This window comes from Methylobacterium fujisawaense, from assembly GCF_039619325.1.
Taxonomy (GTDB): domain Bacteria; phylum Pseudomonadota; class Alphaproteobacteria; order Rhizobiales; family Beijerinckiaceae; genus Methylobacterium; species Methylobacterium fujisawaense.
This window is the reverse complement of the sequence record NZ_CP155000.1, coordinates 4,744,881-4,761,662: the sequence shown is the minus strand read 5'-3', so window position 1 is coordinate 4,761,662 and position 16,782 is coordinate 4,744,881. Positions and strand designations below refer to the sequence as shown.

Here is a 16,782-nt window from a genome sequence, read left to right as displayed (position 1 = left end):
CAAGCTTTCGGATTTTCCATCGCCCTGAACCGCGCCCCTGTCATCCGGGTGGACGGGAGGAACTCGCGGACGGATGGCCTGATCCCCGCGCCGACACGCGACGGCCGACGGCTTGCATGCCAGCGCGGGAGGGCGCGATATGATCGGCCACGACGGCGGAGCGGGACAATCGCGGGATGGCGGATTTCCGCAGCTTGGAGGTGTTTTACTGGGTTGCGAAACTCTCCAGCTTTCGCCGCGCCAGCGAGAAGGTGAATACGACCCAGCCGGCCGTCTCCCAGCGCATCGCGGCCCTGGAGCATGAATATGGCACGCTGTTCGAGCGCCGAAGCCGGGACGTCGCCCTGACGGAGCGGGGGCGTCTCCTCCTGGGTTTCGCGGAGCGGTTCCTGGCTCTGCAGGACGAGATGAGCGCGGCCCTGCACGAGACCGGACGGACGCGGGGCACCCTGCGGCTCGGCGTGTCCGAGACGATCGTCCATCTGTGGCTGTCGCGCTTCATCGAGCGCATGCGCGCCGCCCATCCCGGGATCGGCGTCGACATCACCGTGGACATCTCGCCGAACATGCAGGCCGCCCTCGTCGCCGACGAGATCGATCTGGCACTCCTCGTGGGTCCGATCACCCTGCCGAGCTTCGTCAACCGTGCCCTGTTCAGCACCCCGGTCGCGTGGATCGCCGCGCCGGGCCTGCTGCCGGGCGACGCGCCCCTAAGCCTCGGCGCGCTCCTGCACCATCCGCTCATCACCTACCCGCGCAACACCAGCCCCTATGTCGAGCTGCGCGACCTCGTCCTGCAGGAGAACCTCCTGCCGAGCCAGATCCACACCAGCGCCTCGCTCGCCACCATCGTGAAGATGGGCATCGAGGGCCTCGGGATCTGCGTGATCCCGCCGGCGGTGGTCGAGGCCGAGATCCGCGCCGGCACCCTCCGCGTCCTGCCGGCCGAGCCGCTGCTCTCGAATCTGACCTTCACGGCGATGCACATGAAGCGGCCGGCCCACCATTTCGTGGCGGATGCGGCCCGCCTCGCCCAGGACGTGGCCGAAACCTGGGCCGCCGGCCGATAAGACTGGTTTATCGCGCCTCATTCGCAATCACGATTGGCGTGCCCTGCGGCGCGATGGGATCGTTGCGGCAGGACATGAATCGCTGAAGCGATCGGGATCTTGCGGAATCCGGGCTGCCGACGATGCCGGCCCGGCGCTCGACAACCAGCCAGGGAGATCATCGCGGTGAGCCAGCACCTGGGCGCCGACGGCGCAGCACCTGTCTTCGCCGATGCGGCGGAAGCGCGGCGCGCGATCCGCGCGGGTCGGTTTAGGGGCCACACCTCGGGTCTCGTCCCCGCCCACGCGCAGGGCAACCTGATGATCCTGCCGCGGGCCATGGCGGAGGATTTCCACCGCTTCTGCCAGCAGAACCCGAAGCCCTGCCCAATCCTCGGCGTCTCGCAGCCCGGCGCCCGCACGCTTCCGACGCTCGGCGCCGATCTCGACCTCGCCACCGACGTTTCCGGCTATCGCGTCTACGAGGGCGGCGAACTCGTGGCGGAGCTGCCCGACCTGACCGGCGTGTGGCGGGACGACCTCGTCACCTTCGTCCTCGGCTGCTCCTTCTCGTTCGAGGCCGGCCTGATCGCGGCGGGCATCCCGCTCCGGCACGTCGCCCTCGGCCGCAACGTCGCGATGTACCGGACCTCCATCGCCACACGACCCTCGGGCCCGTTCCACGGCCCCCTGGTGGTCTCCATGCGGCCGATGAAGGCGGCGGACGCCATCAAGGCCGTGCAGGTCACGGCCCGGATGCCGGCGGTCCACGGAGCGCCGATCCATCTCGGCGACCCGAGCCTGATCGGTATCCGCAACATCGCGCAGCCGGATTTCGGCGATCCGGTCCCGATCGAGCCCGACGAGCTCCCGGTCTTCTGGGCCTGTGGAGTTACCCCCCAGGCGGTGGCGATGGCGGCGCGGCTGCCGCTCTGCATCACCCACGCGCCCGGTCACATGCTGATCACCGACCTCCTCAACCGCGACCTGCCGTTCCTGTGACCCTCCCGGCCGCATGACGGCCTGTCCGCCAAGGAGTTGCGCCATGTGGGTGAAAGACACGAGTCCGGCGGAGCGCCGGGTGCTGGGCGCGGCCTTCGCGGGCTACGGCGTCGATGCGTTCGACTACATGGTCTACACCTTCCTGATCCCGACGCTGGTCGTGGTCTGGGGCCTGACCAAGGTCGAGGCCGGCAACATCGCCACCGCCGCGCTGGTGACCTCGGCCATCGGCGGCTGGGCGGCCGGGATCCTGGCGGACCGCTACGGCCGGGTGGTCGTCCTGCAAGCCACCGTCGCGTGGTTCACCCTGTTCACGGTGCTCAGCGGCTTCACGCACTCCTACGAGCAACTGCTCGTCACCCGCGCGCTGCAGGGCTTCGGCTTCGGCGGCGAGTGGTCGGTGGGCTCCGTGCTGATCGCCGAGACGATCCAGGCCCGCTATCGCGGCAAGGCGGTGGGCCTCGTCCAGTCGAGCTGGGCGGTCGGCTGGGCCTGCGCGGCGATCGCCTTCTGGGCCGTGTTCGCCCTGGCGGAGCCCGCCGTGGCGTGGCGGATCCTGTTCTGGCTCGGCGCCCTCCCCTCGGTGCTGATCTTCTGGATCCGCCGCAACATCGAGGATCCGGAAGTCTACCGGCAGACGCGCGCCGCCATGCGCGACGTCGGCGATACGGGCAGCTTCCTCGACATCTTCTCCCGTCCGCTGATCGGCCGGACCGTGCTGGCGAGCCTGCTGGCGACCGGCATGCAGGGCGGCTACTACGCGGTGACCACGTGGCTTCCGACCTACCTGAAGACCGAGCGCAACCTCTCGGTCCTGAACACCAGCGGCTACCTGCTGATGCTGATCTTCGGATCGTTCGTCGGGTACCTGACCAGCGCCTGGCTCTCCGACCGCATCGGGCGCCGCCTGGGCTTCATCCTGTTCGGCTTCTGCGCCGGTCTCCTCGTCCTGGCCTACACGCTGATTCCGATCACCGACCCGGTGATGCTGGTCCTCGGCTTCCCCCTCGGCTTCTTCCTCTCCGGCGTCTTCTCCGGGATGGGCGCCTTCCTGAGCGAGCTGTTCCCGAGCCGGATCCGCGGCTCCGCACAGGGCTTCTGCTACAATTTCGGGCGCGCCACGGGCGCGATCTGCCCGGCCGTGGTGGGCCATCTCAGCGGCTCGCTGACACTCGGCATCGCCATCGGCGTCGTGGCGGCGGGCGCCTATTGCCTCGTGATCGTCGCGGCGCTTCTGTTGCCCGAGACGGCGGGCCGCGCGCTCGATTCTTGCAGCGCGGATCCGAGCGAGCCGGAGCCCGTTGCGGCCCTATGAGACCCGATCGGCACGCGGAGCGGCGGCGATGACCAGCGTGGACCTGAATTCCGACCTCGGCGAGGGCTACGGCGCCTATGCCTGCGGCGACGACGCGGCGATCCTCGGGATCGTCACCTCGGCCAACGTCGCCTGCGGCCTCCATGCCGGCGACCCCGAGATCATGGCCCGGACCTTCGCGCTGGCGAAGGCGCGCGGCGTCGCGGTCGGCGCTCATCCGGGCTTCCCCGACCTCTGGGGCTTCGGGCGGCGGCGGATGCCGTTCAGCCCGGACGAGATCGAGCGGCTCGTCGCCTACCAGATCGGCGCCGCCCAGGCGCTGGCCGCCTATGCCGGCCACCGCATCACCTACGTCAAGGCGCACGGGGCGCTGGCCAACGTCGCCGCCGAGGAGCGGCCGGTGGCCGACGCCATCGCCCGGGCCGTCCGTGCCGTGGACCGCGACCTCGCGCTGCTCGCCATCGCGCTCACCGCCCAGGTGCCGGCGGGCGAGGCCTGCGGCCTCGACGTGCATCAGGAGATCTTCGCCGATCGCGGTTACACGCCGACCGGGCTCCTGATCCCGCGCAGCCAGCCCGGCGCGATGATCACCGATGCCGGCGAGGCGGCCGACCGGGTCCTGCGCATGGTCGAGGCGGGCGCGATCCTCACGGCGGACGGCCGTACGCTGCCGACGCCGATCCGCTCGATCTGCGTCCACGGCGATTCCGCCCACGCCGTCGCCACGGCCCGCGCGGTGCGGACCCGACTGGAGGGCGCGGGCGTCACGCTGGCGCCGTTCCGGCCGTGAGCGCGGTCGCGGAGCCCCGGCTTCTCGACGCCGGCGAGGCGGCCCTCGTGGTCGAGTTCGGCAGCACGGTCGACCCGGCGATCAGCGACCGGGTCCTGGCGCTGGACGACGCCCTCGGGGCGGATCCGCCCGAGGGGCTGCGGGAGCGCGTGCCGACCTACCGCTCCCTGATGCTGCACTATGATCCGCTGGTGCTCGACCGCGCGACGCTCGCCGAACGGGTCCGGGCGCTGGTGTCGGGCGCGACCGCGCGCGCGTCCAGTCCGACCCTGTGGACCCTGCCCTGCTGCTACGCTTCTCCGCATGGCGAGGACATCGCGCAGGTCGCCGAGCGCAGCGGGCTGTCGCCGGAGGCGGTGGTGTCGACCCATTCGGCCACGACGTTCCGGGTCTACATGTACGGCTTCGCGCCGGGCTTTGCCTATCTCGGCGGCCTGCCGGAGGCCCTGGCGGTGCCCCGGCGCGCGAGCCCGCGGCCGCCGCATCCGCGCAACGCCGTCATGATCGGCGGGGGTCTCGCCGCCGTGGCGACCGTGCCGATGCCGACCGGCTGGTACGTGCTCGGCGCGACGCCGGCCCGTCTCTACGCGCCCGAGCGCGACCCGAGCTTCTTCGTCGCCGCGGGTGACCAGATCCGCTTCGAACCGGTGGATTCCGCGACCTTCGAGGCCCTGACAGCCCGGGAGGCGGCAGGCGAGCCGGTGGCCCGGCGCGGGGAGCCCCACTGATGCCCGCCCTCGTCATCGAGTCCGCCGGACCCGGCGTAACCCTGCAGGACGGGGGCCGGCACGGCTACCTGCGCTACGGCATCACGGCCGCGGGTCCCATGGACCCGCTGATGCACGCTGCCGCCAACCGGGCGGCATCGAACGCCCTCGACGCCACCGCCGTCGAGATCTCCACCGGCGGCGTCACCGTCTCGGCGGAGGACGGACCCGTCGGGATCGTCCTGCTCGCGCCGGGTTTCCGCGTCGCGCTGGACGGGGTGCCGTTGCCCGATACGGTCGCGCTCACCCTGGAACCCGGCCAGAGGCTCGTCGTGCGGGCCGGCGATGCGGGCGCCTGGGGCTATCTGGCGGTCGCTGGGCGGCTCGACGTGGCGCCGGTCCTCGGATCGGCGGCGACCCATACTCGCTCGGGGCTCGGCGGCCTCGATGGGCGCGGCCTCGCTGCGGGCGACCGCCTGCCCGTCGCCGACTGCCGGACCCTGGACGGGGCGCCGCAGCGGCTCGTCGCCCCCTGGCTCGACCGCGACGGCCGGGGGATCCGGGTGGTGCTGGGCCCGCAGGACGATTATTTCGCCCCCGACCAGATCGAGGCCTTCCTGGCGGGTCCCTGGACGGTCTCGCCGCGGGGCGACCGGATGGCCTGCTTCGTCGACGGCACGCCGCTCAAGCACGCCAAGGGGCACGACATCGTCTCCGACGGGGTCGCCATGGGGGCGATCCAGGTCCCCGGCAACGGCCTGCCGATCATCCTGATGGCCGACCGGCAATCCACCGGCGGCTACCCGAAGATCGCCACGGTCATCGGACCGGATCTCGGGCGGCTGGCGCAGGTCCGGGGCGGGGCGCGCCTGTCGTTCCGGCGCGTGTCGGTGGAGGAGGCGGTCGCGGCGCGGCGCGCCGAGCGCGATCTCCTGCGCGAGGCGGTGCCCCGCGAGCCGGTCATCCGCACGGATTTCGCGTCGGACTTCCTGCTCGGCCTCAACCTCGTCGGCGGCGTCACCGACGGCGGCAGCTGAGCGCAGATCGGCTGCGCTCAAGGGCGCAAGCAGATAGAGTGCGGCACCGGCCGAGTCCCCGGCCCGATCCCGAGACACAGGAAAGCCCGCACGCATGGCGCACGCCGTTACCGCCCCGGGGAGCCCGCCCGCCCGCAGCAACGAGCCCCTGAACGCCGACAGCGTGCGCCGCGCCCGGATCGACCTCGCCGCCTGCCTGCGCTGGGCCGCCCGGAACGGTCTGGAAGAGGGGATCTGCAACCACTTCTCGGCGGTGCTGCCGGAGCGGCCCGACCTGTTCCTGGTCAATCCCTACGGCCTCGCCTTCGCGGAGGTCACCGCGTCGAGCCTTCTGCTCTGCGACTTCCACGGCAACGTCGTCGAGGGCGAAGGTCAGCCCGAGGCCACCGCCTTCCACATCCATGCCGAGTTGCACCGGCTGAAGCCCCGCGCCCGGGCGGCGTTCCACACCCACATGCCCTATTCGACGGCCCTCGCCATGCTGGAAGGCGAGCCGCTGCTATGGGCGGGCCAGACGGCCCTGCGCTTCTACGGCCGGATCGCCGTGGACGAGGATTACAACGGGCTGGCGCTCGACGCGTCCGAGGGCCGGCGGATCGCCGAGAGCGCCGGCGAGGCGGACGTGGTGTTCCTGAAGAACCACGGCGTGATGGTGCTGGGCGAGACCATCGCGGAGGCCTGGGACGATCTCTACTATCTGGAGCGCGCCGCGCAGGCGCAGGTCCTGGCCATGAGCACGGGGCGCACGCTCAAGACCGTGCCCGAGGCGATCGTCAAGCACGTGGCGGCCCAGGAGGCGGCGGGACGCGCCGAGAGTGCGCGGCTGCACCTGGAGAGCGTCAAGCGGGTGCTGGCCCGGGACGAGCCCGCCTTCCTGGCGTAGACGCCACTCAGGGCGTCGCCCGGACCCGGTCCAGCAGCGTGGCGTCGGCATAGCCGTCCGCCGGCAATCCGATCGACCCCTGGAAGGCGCGTAGTGCCGCCCGCGTCTTGGGGCCGATCTTGCCGTCGACCCCGCCGGTGGCGAAGCCGCGCTCCGTGAGCCGGGTCTGCAGATCGCGCCGCTCGTCGGCCGTGAGCGGCCGGTCGCCCCGCGGCCAGTCGTGCACCAGGCCCGGGTCGCCGCTCAGGCGATCCGACAGGAGCGCGACGGTGAGCGCGTAGGCCAGGGCCGTGTTGTAGCGCAGGATCACCGCGAAGTTCGGCTGCAGCAGGAAGGCGGGGCCGCGGATTCCGGCGGGCAGGATCAGGGTCGCCTCGGCCTCGTCCGGCATCGCGGGGTCACGCGCAGGCTTCACGCCGAGCGCCCGCCATGCCGCGATGGTGCGGACCGTTGTCTCGTCGGCGAGGGCCGCATCGAAATTCTCGGGCAGCGCCGCCTCGGCGCCCCAGCCCGCCCCGGGCTTCCAGCCGTGGGTGATGAGGTAATGAGCCGTCGACGCGAGCGCATCCGGCACCGAGGTCCAGATGTCGCGTCGTCCGTCGCCGTCGAAATCCACCGCCTCGCGCTGGTAGACGCTGGGCATGAACTGCGTGTGCCCCATGGCGCCGGCCCAGGATCCGGTGAGCCCCGCTTGCATCCGGTCGAGGGGCGCCTGGTTCCAGGCCAGGATCTGGAGCGCTGCCGTCAGTTCGTCGCGCCAGTAGGTGGCGCGATTGGGATCGCTGCAGCCGAGCGTCGCCAGCGAGCGGACGACCGGCTTCACCACCGCCGGATTGTCCAGCACGGCGCCGTAGCTCGATTCCACGCCCCAGAACGCCACCAGGATGTGGCGGTCGACCCCGTACCGGGCCTCGATGGCCGCGAGCGTGTCGGCGTGCTCGGCGAGCTTGCGCTGACCGGCCTCGATGCGGGCCGGCGTGACGCTGGCCTCGATGTAGTCCCAGATCGGCCGGACGAACTCCCCCTGGCTCTGCGTTGCGGCGAGCACGTCCGGATCGGGCGTCAGGGTGGCGAGTTGCGCCTCGGCGAGGCTCTGCGGCACGGCCCGCGCCGTGACCCAGGCGATCAGATCGGCCCGGCAGGTCTCGAAGGGCTGGGGCGTGGCCGGCGGGGATTGGTCCGGCTTCGCGGCGGCGAGCGTCGGCGCCACCAGACCGATCAGAAGTGAGGCTCCGGTCGTCAGGACCGTCCGCAGGGGGCCGCTCCAGGTCGCGGGCCGCATCGGCGCAGCGCGATCGTCCATGGGCATCTCCGGTGATCCAGATGCGCGCGACGTAGCACACCGAGCCCGCGACGGCACCTTCAGCGGGGACTCGCCGCGACGGCGGCTCCGCCCCAAGTCGCGTCACGTCAGCCCGAACACCAGGAGACCGAACCGTGCAACGTGCTTATCTCACGGCGATCGGTGCGGCCCTCCTGTCCGCCGGACCAGCCAGCGCCCTGGAAGTCACCCGCAGCCGCGACATCCCGGCCCCGCCGGCTGCCGTCTGGGCCCTAATCGGCGATTTCTGCGCGATCCAGAACTGGCACCCGCAGGTCCAGCGCTGCATCCTGTCGGGCGAGGACGACGACGACGGCATCCGCGCGCAGATCCGCGGCCTCGTCGTCAAGGGCGGCCTGGGCACGATCGCGGAAGTCGAGACCGCGCGCGACGAGACCGGCATGAGCTACAGCTACAGCTTCATCCAGGGCCCCCTGCCGGTGCGCGCCTACAATGCGACACTGGCGGTCCGCCCCAACGGTGAAGGGTCCACGGTGATCTGGAGCGCGACCTTCGACGCCGAGGGTATGAGCGACGCCGACGCGGTCGCCGACATCACCGGCGTGTTCGACGCCGGGCTTGCCGGGATCGCCCGGGAGACGGCCAGATAGGCGCCGGCCGAATCAGTCCGCCGCGCCAAACATCGCCTGGCCGGAGCCGCGGCGGTGCCGGGCACCGCTGTGTGCGGCGGCGGCGCGACCGAGCGCCCGGCTCGGTTCCCAGAGACAGCCCCAGGAGGGCGAGACCCGAATGCGCCGTCACCGCCACGCCAAGATCGTCGCCACCGTCGGTCCCGCCAGCTCCACGCCGGACCAGCTCCGCGCCCTGTTCCTCGCCGGCGTCGACACGTTCCGGCTGAACTTCAGCCACGGCGTCCAGGCGGATCACGCCAAGGTCCACGCGGCGATCCGCGACCTGGAGAAGGAGGTGGGCCGGCCGATCGGCATCCTGCAGGATCTCCAGGGACCGAAGATCCGGATCGGCAAGCTTCAGGGCGGCCGGCTCGATCTTCAGGCCGGGGAGACGGTGCGCTTCGTCCTCGAGGGCGCCGAGGGTGACAAGCAGGCGATCCCGCTGCACCACCCGGAGATCTTCGACGCCGTCGTGCCGGGCCAGGAACTCCTCATCGACGACGGGCGGGTGCGGGTGCGGGTCACAGGGCCCGAGCGGACTTCCATCACCGCCGAGGTGATCACCGGCGGACCGATCTCGAACCGCAAGGGCGTGAACCTGCCGGGCACCCTGCTGGATCTCTCGCCGCTCACTGAGAAGGACCGGGCCGACCTCGCCTTCGGGCTGGATCTCGGCGTCGACTGGGTCGCCCTGTCCTTCGTCCAGAAGCCCTCCGACGTGATCGAGGCGCGGGGTATCATCGGCGACCGCGCCGGCATCATGTCGAAGATCGAGAAACCGCAGGCGCTGGACCGGATCGACGACATCATCCGGCTCTCCGATGCCGTGATGGTTGCCCGCGGCGATCTCGGCGTCGAGATCCCGCACGAGGATGTGCCGGCGCGCCAGAAGGAGCTGATCCGAGCCTGCCGGCTGGCCGTGAAGCCCGTGGTCGTGGCGACCCAGATGCTCGATTCCATGGTCAACGCCCCGGCGCCGACCCGGGCCGAGGCGTCGGACGTCGCCACCGCCATCTATGACGGCGCCGACGCGGTGATGCTCTCGGCGGAATCGGCAACCGGCCGCTACCCGGTCGAGGCGGTGGCGATGATGGACCGGATCATCCGCAGCGTGGAGGGGCACAAGCTCTATCACTCGATCATCGCGGCCTCGGAGCCGGGCGAGGAGGAGACGCCGCCGCATGCGGTGGCGACCGCCACGGCCGATCTCGCCGAGGCCGTGCGCGCCGCCGCGATCGTCGCCTACACGGCGAGCGGGACCACGGCGGCACGGGTGGCGCGCAAGCGTCCGGCCGCTGCGATCCTGGCCTTGACCCCGAACGTCGCAACCTCGCGGCGGTTGAGCCTGCTCTGGGGCGCGCACAGCGTCCTGACGGAGGATGTCGACAGCTACGAGGAAATGACCACGAAGGCCCGCCACCATGCGCAGGACGAGGGCTTCGCCAAGCCGAACGACATCATCGTGGTCACCGCCGGCATCCCGTTCCATTCGGCCGGCAACACCAACAACATCCGCCTGATGCAGATCTGAGCCGGCCGATCGGGAGCATGATCTGGAACGCGGCCCACATCTCACCCGTTGATAGGAAGCTGCGCCATTTGGGCGCGATAACGGAGGGCCGAGCCATGAACCTGATCGGACGCATCGTCACCAAGATCCTCGGCAACGAGAACCGTCCCGTGTACCGCGACGACCGGAACGCCAGCTCGGCGACCCCGCTCGGCCGCCTCGTGACGAAGATCCTGGGCAAATAAGAGGTCGGCAGGACCGGGCCTGCGCCGGCAATCCGGCTCCGGGACCTGACATCGTCCACCGCGCGCCCTGCCGGGCGCGCGGCAAGACCCTGTTCGATCACTGCGCCACGACGCTCGCGGTCTCTCTGAGGACCGGCGAAGCCGGAACAGTATGCTGCCAGAACGTGCCGGTCCGGCCCTTCTCAAGGCCCGCATCGTAGAGCGCGCGCATGTAGGCGGTGTCGAAGCCCTTGGCGGCCGAGGCCTTGGGGCCGTTCTCGTCAATGTATGTCAGGTTGAAGCCGATGCCGTTGGCACGCGCGAGCGCGTAGGTCGCGGTGAGCGTGGCCCGGGAGCGCGCCCGGCTCGCCGTCGTGAATGAGCGCTCGACGATCGAGAGCGTGTTGTCCTTCGTGACCTCGAAATCCGGCTCGAGACGGCCGTTGATCACCACGTAGATCTCGGCCTTGCCGCCCGTACGGATCCGTCCGTCGCGCAACAGGAGGCTCTGCGGCAGGGTGAAGACCGGCGTCACCACCGAGCCGTCCACATGCATCTCCTGGAAACGCGTGTCGCCGGCCGAAACGTCGATGAACTGGGGCGGGAACACCGCCGGAATGCTGGCCGAGGCCGCCAACACGTCGCGGAACAGCTCCCGGGCGTTCGGCACGCCGCTCGCCGCGATGGCGCCCATGTTCCAGATCACCGCCCGCTGGGAATCGAGGTTCGTCGTCACCACGAGGAGGCGCCGCCCCTTGGCATGCTCCTCGGCAACCGCCTTGAGGAGATCCGCCGTGACGTAGCGGTCGATCAGGCTGCGCAGGCGTCCGTCACCGAACAATCCGGAGCCGAACAGCACGTTTGCCAGGTTGGGCGAGGCCACCAGCTCACCCGCGACGCCGCTGGTGTAGAACTCGGTCAGATAGGGATCGTAGGCCGGTCCCAGAAAGGCGAAGGGGGCGATCAGCGCGCCGGTAGAGACACCGGACACCAGGGTGAATTCCGGGCGCTTGCCGGAGGCTGTCCAGCCGTTAAGCACGCCCGCCCCGTAGGCGCCGTCACCCCCGCCGCCCGACAGGGCCAGATACGTGAAGCCCTTGAGGCGACGCTCCGGATTGGCGGCGAGCGCCGCGATCGTGTCCACCGACGCGTCGGCGAAGACGCGCGCACCGGGGACGCCGGGGATGGTCGCCAGCGCGGCCTGCTCGGCGCTGTAGGGAGTCCGCGGGACGCTGCCGCACGCCGCGACCTGCCCCGCCAGCCCGAACGCCACTGCCATGCGCAGGCTGACCTGACGAAAACCCATCGTCGCTTCCTTGAACCGCGTAACGCGCCCACTCTGCCACACGGAACGAGCTTGGCCGTACAGCCTGTTCCACCATAGCCGGCTGAGCAGGACGATATGGCCGCGCTGTTGCGAAGGGGTCACGTTTCCACGGGATCCGGGCACAAGCGTGGCCGCCTCGATCGCACGGCCGAGGGGCCATCGGCCGCCGCCATTGCCGGTGGACAGGCGCCGCGGCGGCCCGCATCGGGGGACCGGCCGCCCTTGCAACGCTCGCGAACGCCGCGCTAGGGTTCCCCCGTGGCCTGGCGAGACAGGGTGTCGCACGCGGTGCGGCAGCCGGCGCGCGAGGGCGCGGTCTGCGCGGCGACACGGTCGACCGAGATAAGGCGTCCGGCGGCCTGAACACACGGCCTCGCTTTCGGGAACGCAGCCGAGCCGCAGGGGGCGGAGGGGATGATGGAACCGGTTCTCGGCTGGACGGATGATCGCGTGGCGCTGCTGCGCCGGTTGTGGGAAGACGGGCAGAGCGCCAGCAAGATCGCGGCGCAGCTCGGCGGCGTGACCCGCAATGCGGTGATCGGCAAGGTCCATCGCCTCGGTCTGGCCGGGCGTGCCCGGGGTGGCGAGGAGGCTCCCGCCGCCGCGCCACCGTCCAAGACCGTGGAGATCGAGACCGCCATCGCGGTGGTCGAGACACAGGCGCCCGAGCCGGTGGCGATCCTCGCCCATCGTCCGGCCCCCGAATTTCCCGCGCCCGCGCCCGTGCCGGCCTTGGAGCCTGTGGCTCTGGCGGTCTCGCAACGCGTGACCATCATGGACCTGCGGGAATCCATGTGCCGCTGGCCGCTTGGCGATCCGACGACCCCGGAATTCCGGTTCTGCGGCGCCCGGTCGATCACTGGGCTGCCCTATTGCACCCACCACGCCGAGATCGCCTACCAGCCGGCAGCCGAGCGGAAACGCGACCGCCGCGTCGCCTCCTTCCGCTGAAGCCCGGCGGACTCAGCGCAGGCTCACGCCCGCTTCGCGGAGGAGGCGGGCGGTCCCGGGATTGATCCTGTCCGCCGGGACGAGGCCGACGAGGTTCTTTGGCTGGGCGGTGGCCAAGTCCGTGCGCGCCAGCGCCGCCGCGACGCGATAGGCCGCGTCCTCGCGGAGTCCGGGCCGCGCGAGCACGAAGCTCCAGGATCCGACCGTCTCGATCGGGTCCGTCTGGCCGGCGAAGCTGCCCGCCGGAACTGTCAGGCGCCGCGTCGCCGCGCCCGGCTGCGCGAGGCGCGCGATCCCCGCCTCGGACGGCCCGAAGAAGCGGGCTCCGCCCGGATCGGCGGCCAGAGCATGGAAGCCCGGCCAATCGAGGCCGCCGCCCCAGAGCGCGTCGGCGCGGCCCTCCCGCACCAAGGCCGGACCGTCGCCGGCCCGGTCGAGCAGGATCGGGCTGATGTCCCGCTCGGGATCGAGACCCGAGGCGCTGAGGGCGCTCCGGCCCATGACGGTGAGCCCCGAATTATGGGTGCCGAGCACGACCCTGCGCCCGCGCAGATCCGACACGGAGCGGATCGCGCTGCCGGCCGGAACCACGAACAGGCCCGGCGTCGGGTACATCGGGGCCAGAACGGTCAGGTCGCCGCCTTCGGCGAGGGCCGGATAGGCGTACGCGCCCTGTACGAGGCCGAGATCGACCCGACCGGTGCGGAGTAGGCCGACATTCTCGGCCGACCCGCCGGTGGCACGCCGCTCGATCGCCAAAGTCGGGTCGACGGCCGCGATGGCGTGGGCGAGCGCCTCGCCGAAGGCTGGAAAGCCGCCGCCCGGCGTCGCGGTGGCGAGCACGAGGTGGACCACTTCGCTCCCCCAGGTCGGCCGCGCCAGGATCACCCCGAAGCCGGTCAACAGAGCAGCCCGACGAGTCGGCCTTCGGGGAAGTCCCAGCCCTCCAGATGTGGAGGACACGCCGATCCCGCCGGTCGTCTCGACGCGGGCTGGAGAATGAAATTCCATCAGGCTCGGACCAATCGATAAAGGCCTTCCATCCGGGGCCGAATGCCCTGGAAATAATGAAAAGAACTTTCGGTAAGGGCACTTAGCCCGATTGCTCCGGCCGCGGCAACGCGATATCGCAGCCTCCCGTCCGGAACCGGCCGGGCCGGCCTCGCGTGAGCGATCCCTTGGCGCGGCCCGTCCCGGACCCGAGATCTGTCAGATCCCTCAACACGCGCAGGAGTTCCCCGATGGCCGATACCATCAACGCACCGGCGAAGGTCGGCCACGGCCGGGTCTACGGCTCGATCACCGAGACGATCGGCAACACCCCGCTGGTGCGCCTCAACCGGCTGCCCAAGGAGCACGGGGTCGAGGCCGAGATCCTTCTCAAGCTCGAATTCTTCAACCCGATCGCCAGCGTCAAGGACCGCATCGGCGTCAACATGATCGACGCGCTGGAGGCCTCCGGCAAGCTCCAGCCTGGCGGCACGCTGGTCGAGCCGACCTCGGGCAACACCGGCATCGCCCTCGCCTTCACGGCCGCCGCCCGCGGCTACCGGCTCATCCTGGTGATGCCCGAGACCATGTCGCTGGAGCGGCGCAAGATGCTGGCCTTCCTGGGAGCGGAGCTGGCGCTCACCCCCGGCGCACAAGGCATGAAGGGCGCGATCGCGAAGGCCGAGGAACTCCTGAAGGAGATCCCGGGTGCCGTGATGCCGCAGCAATTCTCGAACCCCGCCAACCCCGAGATTCACCGGAAGACCACCGCCGAGGAGATCTGGAGCGACACTGGCGGCCAGCTCGACGCGTTCGTGGCCGGCGTCGGCACCGGCGGCACCGTGACGGGTGTCGGCGAGGTGCTGAAGCCGCGCCTGCCGAACCTGAAGGTCTTCGCCGTGGAGCCGGAGGATTCCCCGGTGATCTCCGGCGGCCAGCCCGGCCCGCACAAGATCCAGGGCATCGGCGCCGGCTTCATTCCGGACAACCTTCACACCGACATCCTCGACGGCGTCCTGAAGGTCACCAATCAGGCCGCCTTCGAGACCGCCCGGGCCCTCGCCCGCCTGGAAGGCATCCCCGGCGGCATCTCCACCGGCGGCAACGTCGCCGCGGCGCTGGAACTGGCCAAGCGGCCCGAATTCCAGGGCAAGCGCATCGTGACCGTCGCCTGCTCCTTCGCCGAGCGCTACATCTCGTCGGCCCTGTTCGACGGCATCGGTTAGGCGATGTCGGAGCGGCCCTCGGGCCGCTCCAACACGGGTGCCCCGGGGATCGCGCCGACACCGTTCGGCGCGAGACATAAACCCTACAGAGGCTGGATTTGGCGTACCGCCTGAACGGGATCACTACGACAAGAGAACCCTCGAATAGTAAAAGTGATCTTTGGAAACTTCAGTTCAGACTATTTTGCCTATAAACACTACAGATCAATTGGTATAGTTCGCGCCGTTCCGAAAAGTGCCGCATCTAGATCCGGAAAAGCCTTTCCGGTAACGCCAGACCCGTCGATCGGGTGGCGATTCTCTGATGCGCGGTCTCCTTGTTCTTCTGCTCAGCCTCTGGGCTCAAGCCGCGCTGGCGCAGGGCTTCGCGCTGCACGACCTGACCGGGCTGGCCGAAGCTTCCAGAACCGCCCTCGGGCCGGAGGCCGCCGCGCAGGCGGCACCGCTTCATCTCGGCGTGAATTGTTCGTGCTGCAGGGGTGCGCCGACGATCGAGCTGCAGCTCGGGCGCCTGACCGACGGGACGGAAGAGCGGGTGCGCTCCGGCAGGACGTCCCTCGGCGCGCTCGAAACGCTCTGCGTTCGGCGGAACCCGGATTGCCGACTCTCGGCCCTGCCGGCCGGCCCGGCGATCGGCTGGCTGAGTGTCTACGCGCTGGAACGCGGTGCGGGCGCGACCGCCGTCATCCTCCGGGGTGGCGATCTGCTGACGATCGAGGCCCGCGCGGCGGATCGCGGGGCTGCCGAGGATTCCGTGCGTCGCCTGACTGACGCCGTCCTGCCGCGGATCGTCGGCCCCTGACATCAGGGGACCGCCGGCGGTCGATCGCCTCGGCCCCCGCAACCCTCCTGCGCCGCCTCCGTTGTCCCTCGAAGAGGCAGCGAGGCGAGCCATGACAGAGCAGACCGGACAGACGCCGCGGGAAAGTCCTGAAGCCGACAAGGCCAGTGAGATCGGGACCCCGCGCGAGAAGCTCGGCCAGATGGAAGACCAGGCCAGGAGCGGCACCGACCTTGGCGAAGCCATCGACCGTGCCACCGCCGCCGTCGGTCAGGACGACGGGAAGCGCTGATGAGCCGAGCGACGAGCGAGTCCGAGACGGTCACCCGCAAGCCTGACGACGCGGTCGGGTCGCGCGGAACCCCGCCGGCCGGGGGTGGTCACCAAACACCCGAGCAGGCGGCGATCACCGACATGGGATCCGGTGGAACGCCACGGAGCGAGCCGAAGGAGGGCTGGGGTTCGACCGGCGAGCCCGGACGCGCGCCGCCCGCCATCGGCGGTTCTTCCGGCGGCCATTCGGACCAGAAAGCCTCGCGGGGCCCGGCCGCCGACACGAAAGTCGCAGGCGGCCATTCTCGCGCCGAGCAGGAGATCCAGGAATGACCGAGCGCGGCGAGACCGATCCGCAGCCGGAGAAGCCGAAGAACGTCGCCCCCGACGCGGTGAAGGACCCGAACGAGAAGACCGAGGGCAAGCCCGGCCTGGGCACGCCCTCCGGAGGTACGCAGAACGACGAGACCGATCCCGGCGGCAGCTGACGCGACAGAGCCGCACCGCGACGCGGTGCGGCTGCTCGCGGCTCAGGAGAGGCGGAGAGGGATCGGTCCGGCCGCCAGCGGCACGTCGCCGGGGCGGCAGCCGGTCTCGAGGCAGGCGTAGCGGATCGCATCCTGACGGCTGCGGAAGATGCCTCCGGCACGCCCACCAGCCTCGACGGCCACCCAATGCCCCTCGCCGTCTTGACCGACGAGATAGGAGGGCGGCGCAGAGGCGGCCGGCGGGAGCGACGGGATTGGATTCAACGCGACGGACAT

At 70.7% G+C, this 16,782-nt stretch carries 20 protein-coding genes; 16 read left to right on the top strand and 4 right to left on the bottom strand.

Annotated elements, in window-relative coordinates; genetic code table 11:
• Positions 1 to 176 precede the first annotated feature (176 nt).
• From ABC766_RS22600 to ABC766_RS22570, 7 genes are all read left to right on the top strand, one after another.
• The gene (locus ABC766_RS22600) at positions 177 to 1,070 is read left to right on the top strand and encodes a LysR family transcriptional regulator (protein ID WP_043758727.1); all 894 of its coding nucleotides are present in this window, start codon (positions 177 to 179) and stop codon (positions 1,068 to 1,070) included.
• A gap of 159 nt (positions 1,071 to 1,229) precedes the next feature.
• Complete coding sequence (locus tag ABC766_RS22595) at positions 1,230 to 2,051, top strand: putative hydro-lyase (RefSeq protein ID WP_427902329.1); 822 nt, start codon at positions 1,230 to 1,232, stop codon at positions 2,049 to 2,051.
• Positions 2,052 to 2,094: 43 nt separating this feature from the next.
• Positions 2,095 to 3,366 (top strand): MFS transporter, encoded by a 1,272-nt coding sequence (locus ABC766_RS22590; protein WP_053609469.1) that lies wholly within the window; start codon positions 2,095 to 2,097, stop codon positions 3,364 to 3,366.
• A gap of 28 nt (positions 3,367 to 3,394) precedes the next feature.
• Positions 3,395 to 4,156, top strand: coding sequence for a 5-oxoprolinase subunit PxpA (locus tag ABC766_RS22585; RefSeq protein WP_182591765.1), 762 nt, complete (start codon positions 3,395 to 3,397; stop codon positions 4,154 to 4,156).
• A complete protein-coding gene (locus tag ABC766_RS22580) occupies positions 4,153 to 4,884 on the top strand; it encodes an allophanate hydrolase subunit 1 (RefSeq protein WP_345819539.1) in 732 nt (243 codons plus the stop codon). Before ABC766_RS22585 ends, ABC766_RS22580 begins: the two co-directional genes overlap by 4 nt.
• The gene (locus ABC766_RS22575) at positions 4,884 to 5,900 is read left to right on the top strand and encodes a biotin-dependent carboxyltransferase family protein (protein WP_345819538.1); all 1,017 of its coding nucleotides are present in this window, start codon (positions 4,884 to 4,886) and stop codon (positions 5,898 to 5,900) included. Before ABC766_RS22580 ends, ABC766_RS22575 begins: the two co-directional genes overlap by 1 nt.
• Positions 5,901 to 5,994: 94 nt before the next feature.
• Complete coding sequence (locus ABC766_RS22570) at positions 5,995 to 6,783, top strand: aldolase (protein WP_043382902.1); 789 nt, start codon at positions 5,995 to 5,997, stop codon at positions 6,781 to 6,783.
• Between the two features lie 7 nt (positions 6,784 to 6,790).
• Here the strand turns inward: ABC766_RS22570 and ABC766_RS22565 are convergent, their stop codons facing one another.
• On the bottom strand, positions 6,791 to 8,086 hold the full coding sequence (locus ABC766_RS22565; protein ID WP_345819537.1) for a lytic murein transglycosylase: 1,296 nt from the start codon (positions 8,084 to 8,086) through the stop codon (positions 6,791 to 6,793).
• A gap of 134 nt (positions 8,087 to 8,220) precedes the next feature.
• On the opposite strand from ABC766_RS22565, the gene ABC766_RS22560 reads away from it, so the two are divergent.
• From ABC766_RS22560 to ABC766_RS22550, 3 genes are all read left to right on the top strand, one after another.
• Positions 8,221 to 8,715 (top strand): SRPBCC family protein, encoded by a 495-nt coding sequence (locus ABC766_RS22560; RefSeq protein WP_279900536.1) that lies wholly within the window; start codon positions 8,221 to 8,223, stop codon positions 8,713 to 8,715.
• A gap of 139 nt (positions 8,716 to 8,854) precedes the next feature.
• Positions 8,855 to 10,267 carry a pyruvate kinase gene (gene pyk / locus ABC766_RS22555; protein WP_345819536.1) on the top strand — a complete coding sequence of 471 codons (1,413 nt, stop codon included), beginning with the start codon at positions 8,855 to 8,857 and terminating at the stop codon, positions 10,265 to 10,267.
• A gap of 95 nt (positions 10,268 to 10,362) precedes the next feature.
• Complete coding sequence (locus tag ABC766_RS22550) at positions 10,363 to 10,491, top strand: hypothetical protein (RefSeq protein WP_043354815.1); 129 nt, start codon at positions 10,363 to 10,365, stop codon at positions 10,489 to 10,491.
• Positions 10,492 to 10,588: 97 nt separating this feature from the next.
• Here ABC766_RS22550 and ABC766_RS22545 read toward each other — a convergent pair whose 3' ends face one another.
• The gene (locus tag ABC766_RS22545; protein WP_342145560.1) at positions 10,589 to 11,776 is read right to left on the bottom strand and encodes a patatin-like phospholipase family protein; all 1,188 of its coding nucleotides are present in this window, start codon (positions 11,774 to 11,776) and stop codon (positions 10,589 to 10,591) included.
• A gap of 435 nt (positions 11,777 to 12,211) precedes the next feature.
• Here ABC766_RS22545 and ABC766_RS22540 point away from each other — a divergent pair, with 435 nt between their 5' ends.
• Positions 12,212 to 12,748, top strand: a complete 537-nt coding sequence (locus ABC766_RS22540; RefSeq protein WP_427902255.1) for a GcrA family cell cycle regulator — start codon at positions 12,212 to 12,214, stop codon at positions 12,746 to 12,748.
• 12 nt (positions 12,749 to 12,760) lie between these two features.
• On the opposite strand, the gene ABC766_RS22535 is transcribed toward ABC766_RS22540, so the two are convergent.
• On the bottom strand, positions 12,761 to 13,651 hold the full coding sequence (locus ABC766_RS22535; protein ID WP_345819535.1) for a TAXI family TRAP transporter solute-binding subunit: 891 nt from the start codon (positions 13,649 to 13,651) through the stop codon (positions 12,761 to 12,763).
• A 338-nt stretch (positions 13,652 to 13,989) separates the two neighbouring features.
• On the opposite strand from ABC766_RS22535, the gene cysK reads away from it, so the two are divergent.
• From cysK to ABC766_RS22510, 5 genes are all read left to right on the top strand, one after another.
• Entirely contained in the window at positions 13,990 to 14,964 is a 975-nt protein-coding gene (gene cysK, locus ABC766_RS22530) for a cysteine synthase A (protein WP_075380693.1), read from the top strand.
• 304 nt (positions 14,965 to 15,268) lie between these two features.
• The gene (locus tag ABC766_RS22525) at positions 15,269 to 15,766 is read left to right on the top strand and encodes a hypothetical protein (RefSeq protein WP_345819534.1); all 498 of its coding nucleotides are present in this window, start codon (positions 15,269 to 15,271) and stop codon (positions 15,764 to 15,766) included.
• A gap of 91 nt (positions 15,767 to 15,857) precedes the next feature.
• The gene (locus ABC766_RS22520; protein ID WP_345819533.1) at positions 15,858 to 16,037 is read left to right on the top strand and encodes a hypothetical protein; all 180 of its coding nucleotides are present in this window, start codon (positions 15,858 to 15,860) and stop codon (positions 16,035 to 16,037) included.
• Entirely contained in the window at positions 16,037 to 16,351 is a 315-nt protein-coding gene (locus tag ABC766_RS22515) for a hypothetical protein (RefSeq protein ID WP_345819532.1), read from the top strand. Before ABC766_RS22520 ends, ABC766_RS22515 begins: the two co-directional genes overlap by 1 nt.
• Positions 16,348 to 16,506: a hypothetical protein gene (locus tag ABC766_RS22510; protein ID WP_345819531.1), complete on the top strand. Its 159-nt coding sequence runs from the start codon at positions 16,348 to 16,350 to the stop codon at positions 16,504 to 16,506. Before ABC766_RS22515 ends, ABC766_RS22510 begins: the two co-directional genes overlap by 4 nt.
• A gap of 42 nt (positions 16,507 to 16,548) precedes the next feature.
• Here the strand turns inward: ABC766_RS22510 and ABC766_RS22505 are convergent, their stop codons facing one another.
• Positions 16,549 to 16,782 carry a hypothetical protein gene (locus tag ABC766_RS22505; protein ID WP_043382919.1) on the bottom strand — a complete coding sequence of 78 codons (234 nt, stop codon included), beginning with the start codon at positions 16,780 to 16,782 and terminating at the stop codon, positions 16,549 to 16,551.

Bases quoted from the DNA above. Each gene is read 5' to 3' on its own strand.
- ABC766_RS22600 (WP_043758727.1), top strand. From the start codon at position 177: ATGGCGGATTTCCGCAGCTTGGAGGTGTTTTACTGGGTTGCGAAACTC.
- ABC766_RS22590 (WP_053609469.1), top strand. From the start codon at position 2,095: ATGTGGGTGAAAGACACGAGTCCGGCGGAGCGCCGGGTGCTGGGCGCG.
- ABC766_RS22585 (WP_182591765.1), top strand. From the start codon at position 3,395: ATGACCAGCGTGGACCTGAATTCCGACCTCGGCGAGGGCTACGGCGCC.
- ABC766_RS22575 (WP_345819538.1), top strand. From the start codon at position 4,884: ATGCCCGCCCTCGTCATCGAGTCCGCCGGACCCGGCGTAACCCTGCAG.
- ABC766_RS22570 (WP_043382902.1), top strand. From the start codon at position 5,995: ATGGCGCACGCCGTTACCGCCCCGGGGAGCCCGCCCGCCCGCAGCAAC.
- ABC766_RS22565 (WP_345819537.1), bottom strand. From the start codon at position 8,086: ATGGACGATCGCGCTGCGCCGATGCGGCCCGCGACCTGGAGCGGCCCC.
- pyk (WP_345819536.1), top strand. From the start codon at position 8,855: ATGCGCCGTCACCGCCACGCCAAGATCGTCGCCACCGTCGGTCCCGCC.
- ABC766_RS22550 (WP_043354815.1), top strand. From the start codon at position 10,363: ATGAACCTGATCGGACGCATCGTCACCAAGATCCTCGGCAACGAGAAC.
- ABC766_RS22545 (WP_342145560.1), bottom strand. From the start codon at position 11,776: ATGGGTTTTCGTCAGGTCAGCCTGCGCATGGCAGTGGCGTTCGGGCTG.
- ABC766_RS22540 (WP_427902255.1), top strand. From the start codon at position 12,212: ATGATGGAACCGGTTCTCGGCTGGACGGATGATCGCGTGGCGCTGCTG.
- cysK (WP_075380693.1), top strand. From the start codon at position 13,990: ATGGCCGATACCATCAACGCACCGGCGAAGGTCGGCCACGGCCGGGTC.
- ABC766_RS22525 (WP_345819534.1), top strand. From the start codon at position 15,269: ATGCGCGGTCTCCTTGTTCTTCTGCTCAGCCTCTGGGCTCAAGCCGCG.
- ABC766_RS22520 (WP_345819533.1), top strand. From the start codon at position 15,858: ATGACAGAGCAGACCGGACAGACGCCGCGGGAAAGTCCTGAAGCCGAC.
- ABC766_RS22515 (WP_345819532.1), top strand. From the start codon at position 16,037: ATGAGCCGAGCGACGAGCGAGTCCGAGACGGTCACCCGCAAGCCTGAC.
- ABC766_RS22510 (WP_345819531.1), top strand. From the start codon at position 16,348: ATGACCGAGCGCGGCGAGACCGATCCGCAGCCGGAGAAGCCGAAGAAC.
- ABC766_RS22505 (WP_043382919.1), bottom strand. From the start codon at position 16,782: ATGTCCGTCGCGTTGAATCCAATCCCGTCGCTCCCGCCGGCCGCCTCT.